This is a genomic window from Pseudoalteromonas amylolytica, from assembly GCF_001854605.1.
GTDB classification, from domain to species: Bacteria; Pseudomonadota; Gammaproteobacteria; order Enterobacterales; family Alteromonadaceae; genus Pseudoalteromonas; species Pseudoalteromonas amylolytica.
Genome location: NZ_MKJU01000025.1, coordinates 704326 through 722649, shown reverse-complemented (window position 1 = coordinate 722649; position 18324 = coordinate 704326). Strand labels below are relative to the sequence as shown.

The following is an 18324-nucleotide window of genomic DNA, read 5'->3' as shown; positions in this document are numbered from 1 at the left end:
CAGGGTAACGTTTTGTATTCGACATTGTCTTGGTTTCAGCCATACACACATTTATCACGCTTGTTGAACATGATTACAATGTTTATCATTCGCCAACAACAACCTCAATTCAGCTCAAAGGCCCTTTAATTACAATGAATAACCACAATCAAGGGACGCAAAATAATGACGCAAACATGCCTACTATTTTTTGGCATGATTACGAAACCTGGGGTGCGTCGCCGCAAAAAGACCGTCCAAGCCAATTTGCAGGCATCCGTACCGACTTGGATTTAAACATCATTGGTGAGCCACTGATTGAGTACTGTAAACCTGCGCCGGACTACTTACCACATCCAGAGGCTTGTTTAATCACAGGTATTACACCCCAACATGCGTTGAAGCATGGCCTCATAGAGGCCGAGTTTATAGCAAAAATTCATGCTGAATTTAGCCGTCCTAACACCTGTGTTGCAGGATACAATAGCATTCGATTCGACGACGAAGTCACGCGTTACAGCCTATATCGTAACTTCTACGACCCTTATGAACGCGAGTGGCAAAATGGCAATAGCCGTTGGGACATCATAGATTTGGTACGCGCCTGTTACGCATTGCGTCCAGAGGGCATCGAATGGCCATGCAAAGAAGATGGCTCACCAAGTTTTAAACTTGAACACCTGACCATCGCCAATGGCATCGAACATGGCGCAGCACACGACGCATTGAGTGACGTTACAGCTACCATTGCCTTGGCTAAACTCATTAAAGAAAAACAACCAAAATTATTTAAGTTTTTCTTTAGCCTCAGACATAAAAAAGCATTGCTTGATATGATTGATGTGTTCAACATGCAACCTTTGGTACACACCTCTTCTCGTATCCCTGCAACGCAAGGCTGCACCACTTGGGTTGCGCCTATGAGTTTTCACCCAGTGAATAAAAACGCGGTGGTCTGTTTTAACTTAACTCACAACCCGCAAGTTTTATTAGACCTGTCAGTTGAGCAACTTCGTGAACGTCTTTACACCAAGCACAGTGATTTGGCAGACGGGGAGTTGCCCGCTGGCTTAAAGCTGGTACATGTTAACAAGTGCCCTATTTTGGCCCCAGCTAAAACTTTGCTACCCGAAAATGCTGCGCGTTTGGGCATAGATAGAGAACAATGCCTTGAGCACCTAAAAGTTCTAAAAGCACACCCTGAACTTAGAGACAAAGTCGCACAGGTGTTTGCCGAGCAAGGTGACTTTAGTAGCACCACCAACCCCGACTACCAGCTATACAATGGCTTTACCAGTAAAGCTGATAAGGCAAAATTTGCCATTATTCGTGAGGCTCAACCACAAGCACTTGGATCTTTAGATTTAAGCTTTGATGATGCCAAATTTGTACCGATGTTGTTTCGCTATCGCGCCCGTAACTGGCCTGAAACACTCACCCCTCAAGAATTGGATAATTGGCGTAAGTATTGTCAAAACAAATTGATGCACGCAGAAGACAGCCCATCAATCAATGCAGAAGACTTTATGCTGACGCTAGAGAATTTGGTGCATGAGAATGAGGGCAATGAGCGTAACCTGAGCATTCTTAAAGCGCTTTATCACTACGCACAAAGCCTATAATCAAAAAACGCCGAACTGGAGAGTTCGGCGCGATAAGCTATTATTTTTTATCGTGTATGGCATCAAGCCTTGCTAGTAAGCTAGACGTGTCATACCGTCCACCACCTAGCGCCTGAACATCTGCATAGTATTGATCGACCATCGCCGTAAGCGACAAAGAAGCACCATTGTTACGCGCTTCATCTAGGGCTATGCCTAAATCTTTTCGCATCCAATCAACTGCAAAACCAAATTCGTACTCACCCGCCAACATTGTTTTATAGCGATTTTCCATTTGCCATGAGCCAGCCGCCCCTTTTGAGATAGTCTCAATCACTTTTTCACCATCTAGACCCGCTTGTTTAGCAAAATGTAACCCCTCAGCCAACCCTTGCACAACCCCAGCAATACAAATTTGGTTCACCATTTTACATGTTTGGCCGCTGCCAACTTTTCCAAGCAATTGAGAAAATCGGCTATACGCAGACATAACTGGTTGTACACGGTCAAAAATGGCTTGTTCTCCGCCAACCATGACAGTCAGAACGCCATTTTCAGCACCCGCTTGACCTCCAGATACAGGCGCGTCTAAAAACGCCACGCTCTGCTCAGCTGCTTTGTGTGCAACTTCAATTGCAACTTTGGCTGATGTGGTTGTGTGATCTACTAACACTGTACCTGCATTCATGCCTGCTAGTACACCAGATTCTGAGTAAACAACAGAACGTAAATCGTCGTCATTCCCTACACATAAAAATACAATATCTGCACCTTTAGCTGCTTGTGCGGGCGTCTCTGCATAGTCACCAGCATATTGCTGTGCCCAATCCTTGGCTTTGGCTGTAGTGCGGTTGTACACACACACTTGATGACCGGCATTGGCTAAATGACCGGCCATTGGGTAGCCCATTACACCTAGTCCGATGAATGCTAATTTCATTGACATAATTCTGTCCTATTTGACTGCTATGGTATCGATAATGGAGTTTTTATACCTAAGTAAAACAGGTATAGCAAATGAAAAGCATGAATTATCAATGAAAGATATGAACATTAGAACTAGCGAGCAAGGAGTCTAAACGCTATGGAAACCATACATCGTTACAGCGTTCAGCTTATTAATGGCGAAACGCTCGCGTTAAAACAGCTGCAAGGCAAAACTATATTAGTCGTCAATATCGCCAGCAAATGTAGCTTTGCAGGTCAACTTAGTGCGCTGGAAAAACTATATCGGCAGTACAAAACATATGGCTTTGAAATATTGGCATTTCCTTGCAACCAATTTGGCCGCAATGAACCACTTGAAGGCGCCATGTTAAATGAGTTTTATAAGAGTCATTTTGGACTAACATTTAAAGTCTGCGATAAAGTTCAAGTAAATGGTCCTGATGCGCATCCTCTATTCAACTACCTGAAATCTAACACAAGAGGAATAGCACAAAACCGCGCAATAAAATGGAACTTTACCAAGTTTTTAGTAAACTCTCAGGGAGAGTTGGTTTCTCGATATGCACCGAGAACCAAACCTGACACCCTGAAACCCGTGATTGAGAGCCAATTAAATGATGAAAGTAGTCCTATTCAGTTCGCAAAACTATGAAAAACCTTTCTTCTCGCAGGCATTAGATGAACACCCAAACATAGACCTTCATTATGTTACTGAATCGCTGAACGAACAGACTGTTGCTTTATGTCAGGGCTTTGATGCCATTTGTGTTTTTGTTAACGACACCTTAAATGAAGCCGTACTGTCGAAACTGGCTGAGTTTGGTATTCAAGTTGTCGCGCTGCGCTGCGCTGGATTTAATAACGTAGATATAAAAATGGCTAATAAGCTTGGAATTAAAGTAGTCAGAGTTCCTGCATATAGCCCAGAGGCTGTCGCAGAACATTGTATTGCACTGATGCTCACCCTAAGTCGCAAGACTCATAAAGCCTATAATCGAGTGCGCGAAGACAATTTTGATTTAAATGGCTTATTGGGTTTTAACTTACACAATAAAACCGTTGGCGTCATCGGTGCGGGCAAAATTGGCCAAGCATTAATATCCATCCTTAATGGCTTTGGTGCCAACGTATTGGTATATGACCCAAATGTTGGAGAAGGCTCTTATACTCTAGCTTCACTGGATATGCTCCTAAAGCAAAGTGACATTGTCACCTTACACTGCCCACTGACCGACAGTACTCACCATATGATTGATGACAATGCTTTTGCCAAAATGAAAAAAGGCGTTATGTTGATCAACACCAGTCGCGGTGCACTTATCGACAGCGCAGCCTGTATCCGAGCATTAAAAAGCCGAACACTCGGTTATTTAGGCCTTGACGTCTATGAACAAGAGTCTGAGCTGTTCTTTAAAAACCGTAGTGAAGAGATCATCCAAGACGATATCTTTTCACGCTTAATTAGCTTTCCGAATGTGCTTGTCACAGGTCACCAAGGTTTTTTCACGCAAGAAGCACTAGAGCAGATTGCCGCCATTACACTATTTAATTTAAATGAAGTAGCACAAGGTAATACACAACTCACAAATCAAGTGCTTTAAACAGTCATGTTCAATGAGCAAGACATTGCTCATTGAACATTGTATTTGTAAGGAAGCAGAAACCTTTCATTACCCAAGTAACAATACCGCTACACCAACTAATGCCAAACACCCACCGAGCACCATATTGAATGTAATAGGTTCACGCTTTGCAAAGCCTATTGTCATGACCATCAAAGGGGCTGTCGCAAAAATGGTTTGTGCAATAGCGGGGTCTGTATACTTGACCGATACAAGTTGTAACCACAAGCCGATGAAAGTACCAAAAAAGATAGCGACAAATAACCATCTTTTTCCTTCAACGCCACGCACTCGAATTGCTCTTCCCAGATTGTGTTCTCTCATCCAGGCGATAACCAAAGCCACGGCAAAAGTGCCGCTTAATAGGCGAATAAGCGCAGCCCAAAGGCTACTAACACCCTCCTCCTGCATTGCACCTTTTGACATCACCATGCCTGCAGCTTGGCATAGCGCAGCTAACAACGCAAAACTCAGCCCTTTGTAATATATTTGCTTTTCAACGGTCGGTAACAGCTGCTTTGGCTTGACCGCGATAAGCACGCCCACGGTTGTGATAACTATCCCTAGCCAAGCTTGGAGTGATAAATATACGCCTAGCATCAGAATATTCAGCAATCCGGCAATAGCTGGCGCAAAAGACTCAACGATTAAGGTTCTTGCTGCACCCACATTGCGTAGCGCCGCGAAATAAGCGCTATCACCTATCGCAATCCCCAAAATACCACTGGCTATTAGCCAGTACCAACTACTGATTTGTTGAGGAGATTGCCAGTCCTGCAAAGCTAGCATGGCAACCAGCATCATAAACCCAGCAATCAGGCCTTTACACAAGTTTAACTCTAGCGGTGACAAATGATGGCTAAAGCGTTTATATAAAATTGTGGAACTTGCCCACACACCAGCGGCCAAAATTGCCGCACTTTCTCCAATCCCCATGAACAAAATCTATATTAACTTTTTGCGCAATTATGAAGCGGCCAGCTTGGATTACAAGTAAATCCGCCGAGCTGATCATAGCGATTAGCTATGCGTACATGAAATAAAACTAAACTTATGATTTTTATGAGATTATAAACTAGACTTAATTTACCATGTTAGACGAATGAGTCCTTTGTAGTGTCTGTATATAAATATTTCGGTATCTTTTTAGCGCTAACGGTTGGCGCCACAGTGCAGGCACAGCAATGTCGCTTGGACCTTAAACTCGGCATGGTGGATGATTGGCCCCCTCAGACCTATTTTGACAACGGAAAAGCTGCAGGACTAGATATAGAAATTGCAAAAAAGGTACTCGGTAGTATCAATGTATGTTTAACCTACGTGAAACTCCCTTCTAGTGCACGCGCGCTGGAACAAATGGATAGTGGCCAAATCGATATGGCTGTGATGGTCAGCTACACACCACAAAGAGAAAAGTATGGGTATTTTTCTATTCCATACCGCCATGAAAAGATGCGGCTTTTTAGCCTTTTACCTGCCCAGCCCATAGAAAATATTGCACAATTACTTGATGAGGCAAAAACCATAGGTTTAAGTATTGGCTCATTCTACGGCGAAGAACTTGCTTCTTTAGCGCGTTCGCCCAAATATCAGGAACAATTAGTGGGAATATCCAGCGCAAGTCGACGTTCCGATATGCTCGCTAAGAAACGTGTTGATTTTATTATCGACGACCAAATAACCGGTTTATACATTACAAAAACCCAAGGTCATGACCAAATCAAACTTTGGCCGTATGTGGTTCATGACAACGAAGTGCATATTTTACTAAGGCGAACACAACAAAATCAGGCGCTGATGAATGAGATTAATCTCGCCATTACCAAGCTAAAACCCGAGATAGATGAGTTAGTTGCTAAGTACACACATAATTAATATAGCTCTTTAGATAACTACCTTATTGAAGTCGGAGGTATCAATCGCTCTATCCATTGCTAGAATCAACTCGCTCACCTGTTGCTCAAGCGCATCATCGTCAAAGTGCTCTTTGAGCATTTTATCGATTTGCGAGGCTATATTTTGGATCTCTGTACATTCAAACATTCCCGCTGTACCCTTAACAGCGTGTACAGAGCGGCATAAACCATCAATATCATGGTATTTCATCTGATTCTGGATCTGTACTTTTTGCTCATACAGGCCTGATATGTACTTACTTTTCAGCTGCTTAAATTCATCATTTGGAATATCAATATCATCAGATACTGAAATATTTAAATAGTGGCTAATCTTCTTACTAAACTCACCTCTATCAATCGGTTTAGCTAAATGATCCGTGAAACCAAGTTTGAGGTATCTGTCAACTTCGTGCTGCATAGTGTTGGCAGTTAAGGCAAGAATAGGTGCTGTACAACCTGTCGCTTGTATAAAATTCAACGCCTGTTCTCCATCCATGACTGGCATTTGTATATCCATTAGAATCAAATCATAATCTTTGTCTAAAGCAGCTTGCACGGCCAACTGGCCGTTTTCCACAGCGGTCACGTTTAGTCCCATTCTTTCAAGGATACGCTGTATAAGTCGACTATTATCCCCATGGTCTTCAGCAAGTAATACATCGCCTTTAAGTTCGCGACCCTTTTCATTGCTATGAATGTCGCTGATGGAAGGTTTACTCTGAACCACCTCTTCAAGGCTATTCACCCAGCGTGTATTTTCAGTTGTAAATAGTCCCAGCGTTAAGGTAAATGTTGTGCCTGATCCAACTTCACTTTCAACGGTGATATCGCCATTGAGTTTATTTGCCAAGTTTTTAGAAATGTTGAGCCCCAATCCCGTCCCCCCATATTTACGTGAGGTAGATGAATCCGCTTGATAAAAAGCACTAAACAGTTCTTTTTGTTCCGTCGATGTCATACCGATCCCAGTGTCTTTCACGGACACTTTCAACACATCTTCTGAGCACGAAACATCGAGCGTGATTTTTCCAACCGAAGTAAATTTCAATGCATTTGAAGTCAAATTTAACAAAATCTGCCGCAACCTAGTTGGGTCAATCACAATAAAGTCTGGTAGCGGGAAGGTATAATGTAGTTCAAACTCAAGTCCCTTATCCCTGATTTGTTTGCCTAATAAAGACTCAACATGGGCGATTGATTTAAATAAGTTAGCTTCAATAAGCTCAATCTCCAACCTATTCGCTTCTATCTTAGACATATCCAAAATATCATTTATCAAGCCCAGAACGTGTCGTGAGTTTTGCAAAATTACATTAATTGCGTGATTTCTCTCATGAGGTTTAATGTCGCCCAGAATAATGCCATCGGCATAACCAATGATTGACGTCATTGGGGTCCTGATCTCATGACTCATGTTTGCTAAGAAGCGGCTTTTAGATTCACTTGCATCCCTTAGCTGAGATGCTAGTTGTTCTAGTTCATAAGTACGTTTTAGTACCTTGGTTTCGAGATTCTTGTTCAGTTCAATGTTTTCTTCATTTGTGAGCCTGAACTTATCGGCCACAGCAAATGCAAGTAACATTGCATCTAATGCCGTACCAACTAACCCCAACAAATATAGGTTAAGCGTTGATTGCGGTAAAATACCCAAATTGGTTAGATTACCAATCATGTTAGGCACCATCATTGCTATGTATGCTAGGACAAAATAGCGTGCAGGTTTAAACCCTTCTAATAGGCGCAGTACCCCAACATACATACCTAAACACAGCGCACTCCCTGTCATCACTGTGGCCCACAAAAAACCAAACCCCGGAAATAGGATGCTAAACGGCAGTCCCAAAGCGGAGATAATCCCTAACCAGATTGACGCAACCGACAGGTTTGGATGTTTTTCTTTTAATTTCAATAAACTATTGTAAAAAAGGATATTTGTGATCGGCGCTAAGGTAAACCCTAGCCAATGCAAGTGCGCTGAGTACAAACCAAATAATTGGTCAGAAATATGAAAAAAATGGCTCCAGCTATATACCCAAACCGCGGCAAATAACGCAAAGTAGAGATGAGTTAAATCCTTTGAACCTATATAAATCAGTAAATTATATAAGCCTAGAATAATACCAACACTGAAGCACAGCGTCATTAATAGGTTTTCTCTAATAACTAACTGGTTGAAATCTTTTGTAGGCTTGATGACTAACTTAGTCGGTGTGTAAAAAAAATCACTTTCGAATACAGTAACTAAGTAATAGTTTGTGTTGGGTTTTAGGTGAATGGTGTTGCCATAGTGAAAGGCAAATTCATTTTGGTTCTTCCCCCCCGAGAAGTAACGCTGGATTTCGCCAGACTCACTGTAAATTCTCGTTTCAATATTAGCCAAAACCGTATTGTATGGATAAAGTACTAAATCGTTTAGGTTTGATTTATTCGATATCTGTGTCACTAACCAATAACGACCAGAAAACAAGGCCCGAGATGGCAATGGTTTTAGGCTACTAGTCCACTCCTCAACAGCATAAAAGTCGGAAGGAAAGCGAGTGCTTTCCTCAGAGACTAACAACTGTGCGTGGTCATGCAAGTTAACATCTTGTTTATCTATCGAATACTCAAACACATCAGCGGCACTATAGTTCGCAAAAACAGCGCCAATGATGACAATGAGTATTCTTATAAATGAACGCATAAGATGCCTTAGCTTTTTAAGTGCTTTATCCAAAAAGCACAGTTAAGCCTTAATAAACTTAACCTTTATCTTAAAATCGATAGCTCACATCAAGCCCGACCCGACGACCTTCGCCTTTAAAGTCTTCAAGCATACCTAAAAAATTGCGTAAATCGAACTTTAAATGGCTGTATTGTTCATCGAACAAGTTTTTAGCCCATAAATTTGCCTGCCATTTTTCTACTTCGTATTGGGCATTGAACCTCCACAAAACATAACCATCTTGCTTTGCATAGTCTGTTTGCTGTTGGTCAAAGTAGTACTCCGATTGGTAGTCAAAGCCGACACTTGTCTTTAATGTACCCGACGCAATATTGTGCGAATAGGACAATGCGCCACTAATATTCCACTTTGAAGTAAACGGAAGTCTGTTATCCGTTAGCGAGACGCCCAAAGGATCAACAAATTGTTCAAACTCAGCATGCGGAATATAGCCAATACCAAGTTGTACTTCTAGCTGCTCCATTGGCTCATAGTACAAGTCTGCTTCTGCACCATAGATCTTTGAGTCAGCAACATTTTCAAGCAGCTGTAACGGCACAGCACCTGGTACTACCGAAGGCTGATTCATAAATACCTGCTGATCTTTGTAATCATAGTAAAACAAAGCCGCATTAAATCTCATTGCTTGCTCGTCAAACTGCAACTTAGTTCCTATTTCATGCGCATTAAGCTTTTCAGCGCCATAGTCAGCTTGCAGGGCCTGTTCAGGACTCGACAGGAATCCGCCGTTGTAGCCACCACTTTTGACCCCATTTGCAAAGCTGTAATAAAGCATTTTATTTGGCTCAAGTGTGTAGTTAATAGCAAACTTACCCGATAAGTTATCGTCGTCGTTGCGCCCTATCACATGATAAAATGGCAGCACCACATCAGTCATACTATTTGGGTCAACAATATTGATGTGCGACAGTGAATCATACTCTATCGCTTCGTCACTATACCTGAGCCCGAATGTCAACGTAGTGTCTGAACGCCATTGCCACTCATATTGCGCAAATGCAGCCAATACCTTAGTGCGGATTGCATTGTCATACATGAAAGTAGCTGAGTTTTGGCCGTTCTCGGTGCCTCTGAGAATACGAAGGATATCATTATAGTTATCTTGGTAGATACGTTCATCTAAGTGAAATAAGCCGGATATTAAATAACCTTGTTCATATTCCCTGTGATAACGCAATTCATTGTTGAGCAACTCAGTTTTTAATCCAAGGTTTCCTTCGCATGCCTGTAATGGTGAACCATCACAGTTGAAAGCATGCTCCCTGTCTAGGCGGCTAAAGGCATTTATCCACACCAAGTGAGACTGCTCACTGAGCTGATACTCTACTTCCGCAGTCCACCCTTTACCTATGCTATGATGGGGAGAGTCGTTATTTACGTTAACGGCCCAAAAATCATCACTACCGTCATTAAAACCAAATACATCCGTGCATTGCCCTGATGCAGCCTCTTGTGCCGAACAGGACTCACCAGTCACAGGATTTTTTATAGTTCCAATGCTGCCCACTGGCTGCACTATCCCACTCCAGTGGCTGTAATTTGTTTTTAAATAAACACTTAACTTATCCCACTGGCCAAAGTAACTGAGCCTAAGATCTGACTGCTCCATATTGGCTTCAGGTGCAGTTGGGTGCAAGTTATATGTGGTGTAATCATACTTAACATGACTAAGCGCAGCTCTAACTGCTGACTCGTCATTAACAGCGGCGTTAAACATCCCCTGTACCTTACGCCATTGGTCACTGCCATAACCAAGTGATACCTCACCATAAGTGCCTGCATCTGGACGCTTACTGCGGATCAAGACCGCACCGCCAGTGCTATTACGACCAAATAGTGTTCCTTGTGGACCCTTTAACACTTCTACTTGCTCGATGTCGAAAAAATTAACCAGTTGATTATTCGCTGACCCAACAGATGCCCCATCCACATACATCGCTACAGGTGATGTATTCGCTGTGTTGTAATCTAGCAGGCCAACGCCGCGTATGTTGATTGCAGGAGGCGTTCCCTCTGCGGCGTTTTGACTCACCTTCATGTTTGTAACAAAACTGCCTAATTCTGTTGAATCTTTTACACCAGATAGGGCTAACTCGTCACCTTTGACTGGCGTTATAGAGACACTCACATCGTTTAGGGATTGCGCTCGTTTTTGAGCGTAAACTTCTATTACTTCAATTTGTTGATCATCAACGGCAAATACAGGTAAGTTAATTACGCCTAAGACTGCAGAACATACAAGGCTCAATGGGAGAGTCTGTTTCATATCCTTACTCTTTTATACAATTCATTAAGTTAGTGCAAAAAAGTATAGTCTATTTACAGATCCCCCACCAAGAATATATGGGATACATCTTCACTTTCTATGCCCCGTCGGGTTCAAAACCATTTTCTCCCGATATTTCATTGGGTAATCCACATATTGCACGAGAAGTTTGCATACCAGCCATGACTGCTGCTTCAACGCACCCCGCATTCACTCCGGTTTTGATCCAATCCCCAGTCAGGTATAGATTAGCAAATATACTACCGTCCGTTGGTAGGCGATATTGGCTACTTCCCGTCACCGATAACACATAACGCTCACTGGGGTCCACATTGACACGCCAATACTGGTAGTTAAACCGAGCAGTGTTCAATTCTCCTACAGGAGCATACAAAACAGACCAATCAAATTGATTATTGTCGTTATATGCATTAGGCCAAAGTGGCTTCATTTCACTCTGAAGTTTCTCTATCGCGTTTGCTTTAACTTTGGCTGTTTGTTCATGAATAAAGTTGTGTTCATTACGTGCTGGATAATCTGAGCATGTAAATGCACTGCAAAAATAAGCGATGTTATCTGGCCCATCACCGGGCCAATCTTCCACACTCAGCAAATTCGACATTGCCGCCCAAGTATCAAATGGCTGCGAAAACCCGCTTAAGATCGCCCTTTCCTCGCTAGGTGGTGAGTAATTGAAGCCTAATTGCTCATCAGTTTTATTCAACCATAGTTGGAATGCCTGTGTTGCTACAGTCTTTACTTTTGTCGCTTGGTCTTTCAGCTTACCATCTAGTTGTAGTAACTCAGGACATATATGCTCCAATGCTGCGACTGAAATACCGAATATCACTTTGTCAAAATCAACACCACGTTGCAGTGTTTTAGTCGGTAGCGGTTGCCCAAACTCCATTTGGTATACACTCGGCCAATCTGACCAGTAAGACTCCAGATTAATATCATGATCACGAATTAACTGAGCTTGCTCTGGTAGCACCTGATCTAACAAAGGTTTACTAGGCCAACACGGCAAGCCTTTTACGAATACAAAGGGCTGGTATGATTCGTCCACCAGAGTCACTTGCTCTGTAATGTGGATTTGCTCTACCACATCTTTTCCCTGCTCATTAAGACCCGGACGCAGTGCACTAACTTCATTAAAGAACTCAAACTTGACGCCGCGACTTTTCAGTAACTCATAAATGGGAGCAAAAATCACATCCCCCATTCCAGCTTGCATCTTCCACATGACTCCACCGTGGTAGCACAGCATTAACCGCAACATCGCGAGTGTAGCCACACCGGCTTCAACATCGCCTTTGGAAAAATCACCGTCAACATACCCAAATACTAGATCGTAAAACCCTCTGACTGGCGCAGACTCAACAGTATACTGCTCATTCGCGCCATTTTTTGCTAGCCACGCTTTGAAGTCGATGTCATTAATACTGCCAAAGCCGTTCTCAAAAACTCGGTCTTTTAAAAGGCCAATCACGACCGCAATACCAAGATCGGCACAAATATAAGCTCTGCGAATATTGGGGTTTTCATCCAGCAACTCTAGCGCTTCACTATTAAGCCAACGTTTTAGTTTTCTAACCACATACCAAACCACTAGTCTATCTTTGCTGTTACTCAAGTCTTTGTCTGTGGCACGCAATGTAACTAACCGCTGTAGCTGTTGGCTCAAAAGGCCGGGTGTTGACCAAATCTCACTTAACTCATCGTGTGCGCTTTGGAAAAAATCATGAACATCATCTTCAATATCATCAAAGGCGTGACTAACTTGAGAAGCAAGATGTTGCAGCAAACTGCGATCTCGGCGTTTTCGGGTTTGCAAGCGGGTTTGTTTATGATGCTTTGATATTTCTGACTCCAACGTCCCTATAAATTTTCTTAACCAAGCAACTGCAAGTTCGATAAACTGCCAAAAATGCAGATCTAACGTGCCTTCGGCTGGATTGCCGTTGATCACGGGAAAATCAATTGGCCAGGTTTCCCATTCGTTATCTATGTATTCTTCAAGCACAACAAAGCTGTGGGGTTTAAATGCATCTTGCCAAGTGCTCAATGGCATATCACTTGGCCTGTTCAAACTGTTGTAAACATTTTCAATTGCACGAAACGAATTGACATATGCCCCAAACCACACGTGTAAACCATGCTCTTCAATACGCTCACCAAAGTCGGAGTTACGACCACTGGCACCTTTGCCACCTAAACGCCACCCCAGTTGGTAAACAGTGATATCATACTTTTGTTGCCAGTCAGGTTGCTCTGTTAAATAGACTGCAGCGGTCATTGCCGATACTCCGCCGCCGAGTATCGCGATTTTTTCTTGACTCATGATTCTTATCCTTGCTCAACAATTACGCACCACTGACGATTTCATAGGCACCGTCTTGATCAAAGTCCATAGACACATAGTAAGGAAGCTTTGCCATTTGCTCGCCGATATTGATACCAAACATATCGTTAAGCGGAAAAGCGTCCAATCGGTTAATGGTCACTTTAAACTCGTCCTTCAAAAATCCCATTTTATGAATACGCTTTATTTCTGAAGGAGAATGTACGACGGCTTTATACACGGCGTTTTCAGCAAAGCCATCTGGAAATTGTTTAAACAGAATTTGGTCCATTTGAGGATGTGTAAAGCCAGAGAGGAACTGTTTTAGTAAATCTGCGCTAATGTTAATTTCATCACAGCTTGAATGTAATAAATCCGCTACTTCATGCCCGATTTCAAACAACTCTTCAAACCAACTATCGTCATCCGAGTGTCTGGTGATGTTTAGCAACTCATGCCAAGCCATTTTAGTATCTGGGCTAAACGGATTAAAAGTTTCCATGCTCAATGAAAAATAGTCCGCCTTTTTGTGCGAATCTGGCATCTCATAGCGGCATTGGTACTTATTGTAGCCCCATGTTTCTCTACCATTTACGAGTGCGTTTATGTTATTTACTGTGATAAATGCGGGATACCAATAAAGGTGGGTCATTTTGTTAGTTGCGCTATCTATTTGTGCAACTGGCAACCACACGATAATGTCTGTTTCTTGCATCCAGCCGTAGCTTCTAAATGGCTCCACTTTGGACGCAATGTTTTCAATATCGGTAAATGTGAGTAAGCAATACGAGGACAAAGCCTTAAAATGAAACTCGCTATTACTTATGCTATTTAGCGTGTTATCAATGTAACTTTGTATAGAAACATATGTACCTTTAATGAAAAAGCCATACATCATGGCGTTAATCATTCTACAAGGCGGTTTGGCGATTGGGTTTCCGTAAAAATGCTGATAGGTGCCGTATTGCTCTTCGCTCATAGTTTATTCCTTCATTTTGTACCTGTTATTACACTTCAAGCTTCTCCTGTTCATGTGAGTGCTGAAGCATGACAATTTGTTGTTCACACAGGTGAGTATAGTGAAGGTATGCATATTTGTTGAACTGATTGGATAATGCGTTCATAAAACCATGGTTGTAGCGCGTCCGAGTACAGCTGACATTATTCATTTTTTTTAAAACTTGTATCACAGGGGTGAGCTCAAAATGCGCCTCTTGTTGTGGAAATAGCAAATCTACCTGACATTTTGGCTGAACATCAATGTAGTTTCTAATTTGCCCAGGATAAAACCCTATAAGCTTAGCTGGCAGATTAGTTTGTATATTTGCTATGGCTCGCCATGCCGCAGAAGCACCTGCACTGAAAGCAATAACGAGCTGTGGGCGGTGTGATACGATGGCCCTTTCGACTTTGCTCATATAATTGTCATGACCAACCGAATTGACGAACTGTGCGTATACATCCTCTTCGTTACGTTGACGTATAGACTGTTTTGTTTCATATGGGGAGCAAATGACGATATCACCGACTAGTTCATTTGCGAAGGCGTCTAAATTGGCTGTATGGCCATATATATCACTGACGATTAGCGTTACCATATCGATCTATCCTTTTAGTAAGTAGGTATGGCTGATGAAATGTTACGCCAACTCTTCATTTTACCTGATAGAGATATCATTGTATAACAAACTAAACGCCCATTATTACTTGCATGTCCATTGTCAACGGGCTCAAAATATCTTATCAATTATTATAGTTGGCTATTTAAATCTAGCAGCATGATTACTTTTGTAAACACTTTCAAAACGAATATTTTACATGCAGATTGCTGGCTGAAATATGGCGGTTTTAAGACTCTTTTAGTGACGTAAACATACGTCACTAAAAGTACTGTTGAAAGAGGCTAGCAAGCACACAAGCTAAAGTGTGCTGTTTTATTTATTCACTGTAAAAGTAACTTTGTTTTTCAAGATAAATAGTACTATCTTCAAGCGCACTGACGATAAAAGTAACTTTATGAACACGATGCTTTAAATCGTTCTGATCCGCGCTAATAGTCACAGGCACCAATACCATTTGACCAGCTGCAACTTTTATATTGCTCGGTGCCACTAAACTGGCCCCATCAAAACCGTCCAACGCGATATTGTAACTCAAGGTTTGCTGGGTTTTATTAATAACACTCAAGGTATATGGATTCTCCACTATCCCCTGATAATCTAAACGATAAAGGGCGTTGCGGTCTCTTATCACTGACACTTCTAACGGCGTTCTCAGCAATAGCCATACTATCATCGAGGCGATGACAGCCACGGTTAAAATGGCATAGCCGAAGAGTTTCAATCTCATCGGTTTTGCTTGTTTCCCTGCCATTTGTTGCTCGCTTTTGAAGCTTATTAGACCTTTTTTGTAGCCAAACTTATCCATGGTTTGATCACAAGCGTCTATACACAAGCCACAGTTAATGCACTCATATTGCAAGCCGTTTCGAATATCAATGCCTGCTGGGCAGACTTCTACACACAAGTTACAGTCAACACAATCACCCAGGCCAAGTGATTCAGGATTATCCTTTCTCTTACGACGTCCACGGCGCTCTCCGCGCGCGAAATCATAGCTTACCACCAGTGTATCTTTATCAAACATCACTGATTGAAAACGCGAGTATGGACAAGCCACGGTACACATTTTCTCTCGTAAAAAGCCAGCATTACCATACGTACACAAGGTAAACAAAAACACCCAAAAACAAACTAACCCTGACCACTGCAAGTTAAACATCTCGGTATAAAGTGTTGATGCGGGTATAAAATAGGCCATAAAAGATGTGGCGGTGAATAGCGACATAAATAACCAAATACTGTGCTTAGTGAGCTTCTTTTGTATCTTAGTTAAATTCCACTGGCCTTGATCTAGCTTGATACGCTGATTTCGGGTGCCTTCAACCTTGTGTTCCACCCATGTAAACATCAGCATCCAAACTGTTTGTGGGCACACAAAGCCGCACCAAACGCGGCCCAGCCAGTTGGTAACAAAAAACAGCGCAAAGGCTCCCGCCATAAATACGCCTGCCAGCAACATAAAATCTTGCGGTAAGAAGGTCGCACCAAAAATCTTAAACTTTTGATGTGCAACGTCAAATAAGATTGCTTGCTGTCCTTGATAAGTGATCCAGGGAAGACCAATAAAGACCAACATAAGAAACCAGCTTAGGTAGCGCCTGATGCGTTGAAAGTATCCCTTTTGTTCTCGAATATAAATTGGCCCAGCGTGTTTATAGGGCTTGATGATGAGATCTTCTTCTTTAATGTCAAACTTCATAATACTTCTGCTTGTATTGGTTAATATCGAACACAAGCAGAATTGCAACTTTCAGACCAAGCTGAAAATAAGTTTATCTTATTGATTTTAAATGATTTTATTGAGATAAACAAATTACAATACGTGATATATCACGACAATATGCTAAATATCGCGATTTCGCTTAATACCCAGTTTTTTCATTTTTGACCTTAAAGTGCTTTCGTTCAATCCCAGTATATTTGCCGCACCATCGCCGCCAGCGACTTTCCATCTACAACTTTCCAACACATACAGAATATGCGCTCGCTGAGCGTGCTCTAAAGATAAGTCAGTCTTAGCTTGGTTCGGTGTTACACTTGTTTGCGCTGATAGCGGTTGTGATAGCTGTAAGAGAGTGGACGTACTTAAAATTGCTTCTCGCTCTAATACATTCTGCAATTCGCGAATATTACCAGGCCAATCATAGCGCTTTAGTTTATTCAAAGCATTTTTTGACACCCCCTTAAAATGCTTCCCTAGTCGCTTATTTAACTGCTTAATGATATTGGCACATAGCACAGGAATGTCTTCTTTGCGCTCTCTCAGCGCAGGCACTTGGATAGGAAAGACATTTAGCCTGTAGTACAAATCCATACGAAAATTGCCCTGTTCAACCATCTGCCACAACGCTCTGTTCGTTGCTGCTATAATGCGTATATCTACTGAGATCGTTTGGCTGCCGCCTACGCGTTCAAACTCTTGCTCTTGAAGCACACGTAATAGCTTGCTTTGCGCTTCTTGTGACAGCTCACCCACTTCATCTAAAAATAACGTCCCTTTATTTGCCAGTTCAAAACGGCCTTTACGGCGTTCATTGGCCCCAGTAAAAGCCCCTTTTTCATGACCAAATAGTTCAGACTCAAGCAAGCTAGGCGTAAATGCCGCACAATTAACGCGAACAAAGGGTAGTTTAGAGCGCGCACTTAGGCGGTGTAAATTTCTGGCCACTAGCTCTTTACCTGTACCATTCTCACCTTGGATCAGTACTGTACTGTTGGTTTGGCTTACAAGCTCTATTTGTGCCAGCATGGTTTTAAATATGTGGCTGCTACCGACCAAGCCTGAATCTTGCCAATCTTGATTCAACTCGGCGAGTAGATAGGCGTTTTCATCTTGAAGTTGCTCACTTAATTGTTGCACTTTGTCGAGCGCCCTACGCAATGCTTGCTCGGTTTCATGCTGTTTTGACACATCACGAAATATTGCCACAGCACCGATTAACTTACCTTCTCTATAGATAGGTGTAGATGTGTACTCAACCGGAAAGCTTGAGCCATCTTTGCGCCAGAATACTTCATCTTTGACGTGTCGACGTATGCCATCAAACATGGTGCAATAGATTTGGCACTGATCGGCTGGGTAAGGTGTGCCATCAGCGTGGCTATGGTGATGATACTGATGAATTTTCTTCCCCAGTAATTCCTGTGCTCTCCACCCAGTCATGCGCTCAGCCGCAGGGTTAACAAACACCGCATTACCAGACAGATCAAAGCCATAAATCCCTTCGCCAACCGCGTTTAATAACAGTTCAGAATCACCTAGAAAATGATTAACTACACTAGCCATAAATTACCTCGTGAAATATCGCGAAATACTATA

13 protein-coding genes are annotated in these 18324 nt (G+C 42.3%); 4 read left to right on the top strand and 9 right to left on the bottom strand.

The features are described from left to right. Positions 1-134 precede the first annotated feature (134 nt). Positions 135-1601 (top strand): exodeoxyribonuclease I, encoded by a 1467-nt coding sequence (sbcB, locus tag BET10_RS09745; RefSeq protein WP_070985606.1) that lies wholly within the window; start codon positions 135-137, stop codon positions 1599-1601. A 40-nt stretch (positions 1602-1641) separates the two neighbouring features. Here the strand turns inward: sbcB and BET10_RS09740 are convergent, their stop codons facing one another. Then, a complete protein-coding gene (locus tag BET10_RS09740) occupies positions 1642-2526 on the bottom strand; it encodes an NAD(P)-dependent oxidoreductase (RefSeq protein ID WP_070985357.1) in 885 nt (294 codons plus the stop codon). A 138-nt stretch (positions 2527-2664) separates the two neighbouring features. Here BET10_RS09740 and BET10_RS09735 point away from each other — a divergent pair, with 138 nt between their 5' ends. Continuing rightward, complete coding sequence (locus BET10_RS09735; RefSeq protein WP_070985356.1) at positions 2665-3180, top strand: glutathione peroxidase; 516 nt, start codon at positions 2665-2667, stop codon at positions 3178-3180. Beyond that, positions 3146-4129 (top strand): 2-hydroxyacid dehydrogenase, encoded by a 984-nt coding sequence (locus tag BET10_RS09730; RefSeq protein WP_070985605.1) that lies wholly within the window; start codon positions 3146-3148, stop codon positions 4127-4129. The genes BET10_RS09735 and BET10_RS09730 overlap by 35 nt, the downstream gene beginning before the upstream one ends. 69 nt (positions 4130-4198) lie before the next feature. Here the strand turns inward: BET10_RS09730 and BET10_RS09725 are convergent, their stop codons facing one another. Further along, positions 4199-5086, bottom strand: a complete 888-nt coding sequence (locus BET10_RS09725) for a DMT family transporter (RefSeq protein WP_070985355.1) — start codon at positions 5084-5086, stop codon at positions 4199-4201. Between the two features lie 180 nt (positions 5087-5266). Between BET10_RS09725 and BET10_RS09720 the strand changes: the two genes are divergently transcribed. Then, positions 5267-6025: a substrate-binding periplasmic protein gene (locus tag BET10_RS09720; RefSeq protein WP_083330494.1), complete on the top strand. Its 759-nt coding sequence runs from the start codon at positions 5267-5269 to the stop codon at positions 6023-6025. A gap of 9 nt (positions 6026-6034) precedes the next feature. On the opposite strand, the gene BET10_RS09715 is transcribed toward BET10_RS09720, so the two are convergent. The 7 genes from BET10_RS09715 to BET10_RS09685 all read right to left on the bottom strand — a co-directional run bounded on the left by BET10_RS09715 (position 6035) and on the right by BET10_RS09685 (position 18291). Beyond that, the gene (locus BET10_RS09715; protein WP_070985354.1) at positions 6035-8731 is read right to left on the bottom strand and encodes an ATP-binding protein; all 2697 of its coding nucleotides are present in this window, start codon (positions 8729-8731) and stop codon (positions 6035-6037) included. 70 nt (positions 8732-8801) lie between these two features. Beyond that, entirely contained in the window at positions 8802-11039 is a 2238-nt protein-coding gene (locus tag BET10_RS09710; RefSeq protein ID WP_070985353.1) for a TonB-dependent receptor, read from the bottom strand. Between the two features lie 97 nt (positions 11040-11136). After that, positions 11137-13383: an NAD(P)-binding protein gene (locus BET10_RS09705; RefSeq protein ID WP_070985352.1), complete on the bottom strand. Its 2247-nt coding sequence runs from the start codon at positions 13381-13383 to the stop codon at positions 11137-11139. A 22-nt stretch (positions 13384-13405) separates the two neighbouring features. Beyond that, positions 13406-14362: an acetoacetate decarboxylase gene (locus BET10_RS09700; protein WP_070985351.1), complete on the bottom strand. Its 957-nt coding sequence runs from the start codon at positions 14360-14362 to the stop codon at positions 13406-13408. 28 nt (positions 14363-14390) lie between these two features. Beyond that, positions 14391-14981 (bottom strand): hypothetical protein, encoded by a 591-nt coding sequence (locus tag BET10_RS09695; RefSeq protein WP_070985350.1) that lies wholly within the window; start codon positions 14979-14981, stop codon positions 14391-14393. A 340-nt stretch (positions 14982-15321) separates the two neighbouring features. After that, positions 15322-16704, bottom strand: coding sequence for a cytochrome c oxidase accessory protein CcoG (gene ccoG, locus BET10_RS09690; protein WP_070985349.1), 1383 nt, complete (start codon positions 16702-16704; stop codon positions 15322-15324). Between the two features lie 144 nt (positions 16705-16848). Then, complete coding sequence (locus BET10_RS09685; protein ID WP_070985348.1) at positions 16849-18291, bottom strand: sigma-54 interaction domain-containing protein; 1443 nt, start codon at positions 18289-18291, stop codon at positions 16849-16851. Positions 18292-18324 lie beyond the last annotated feature (33 nt).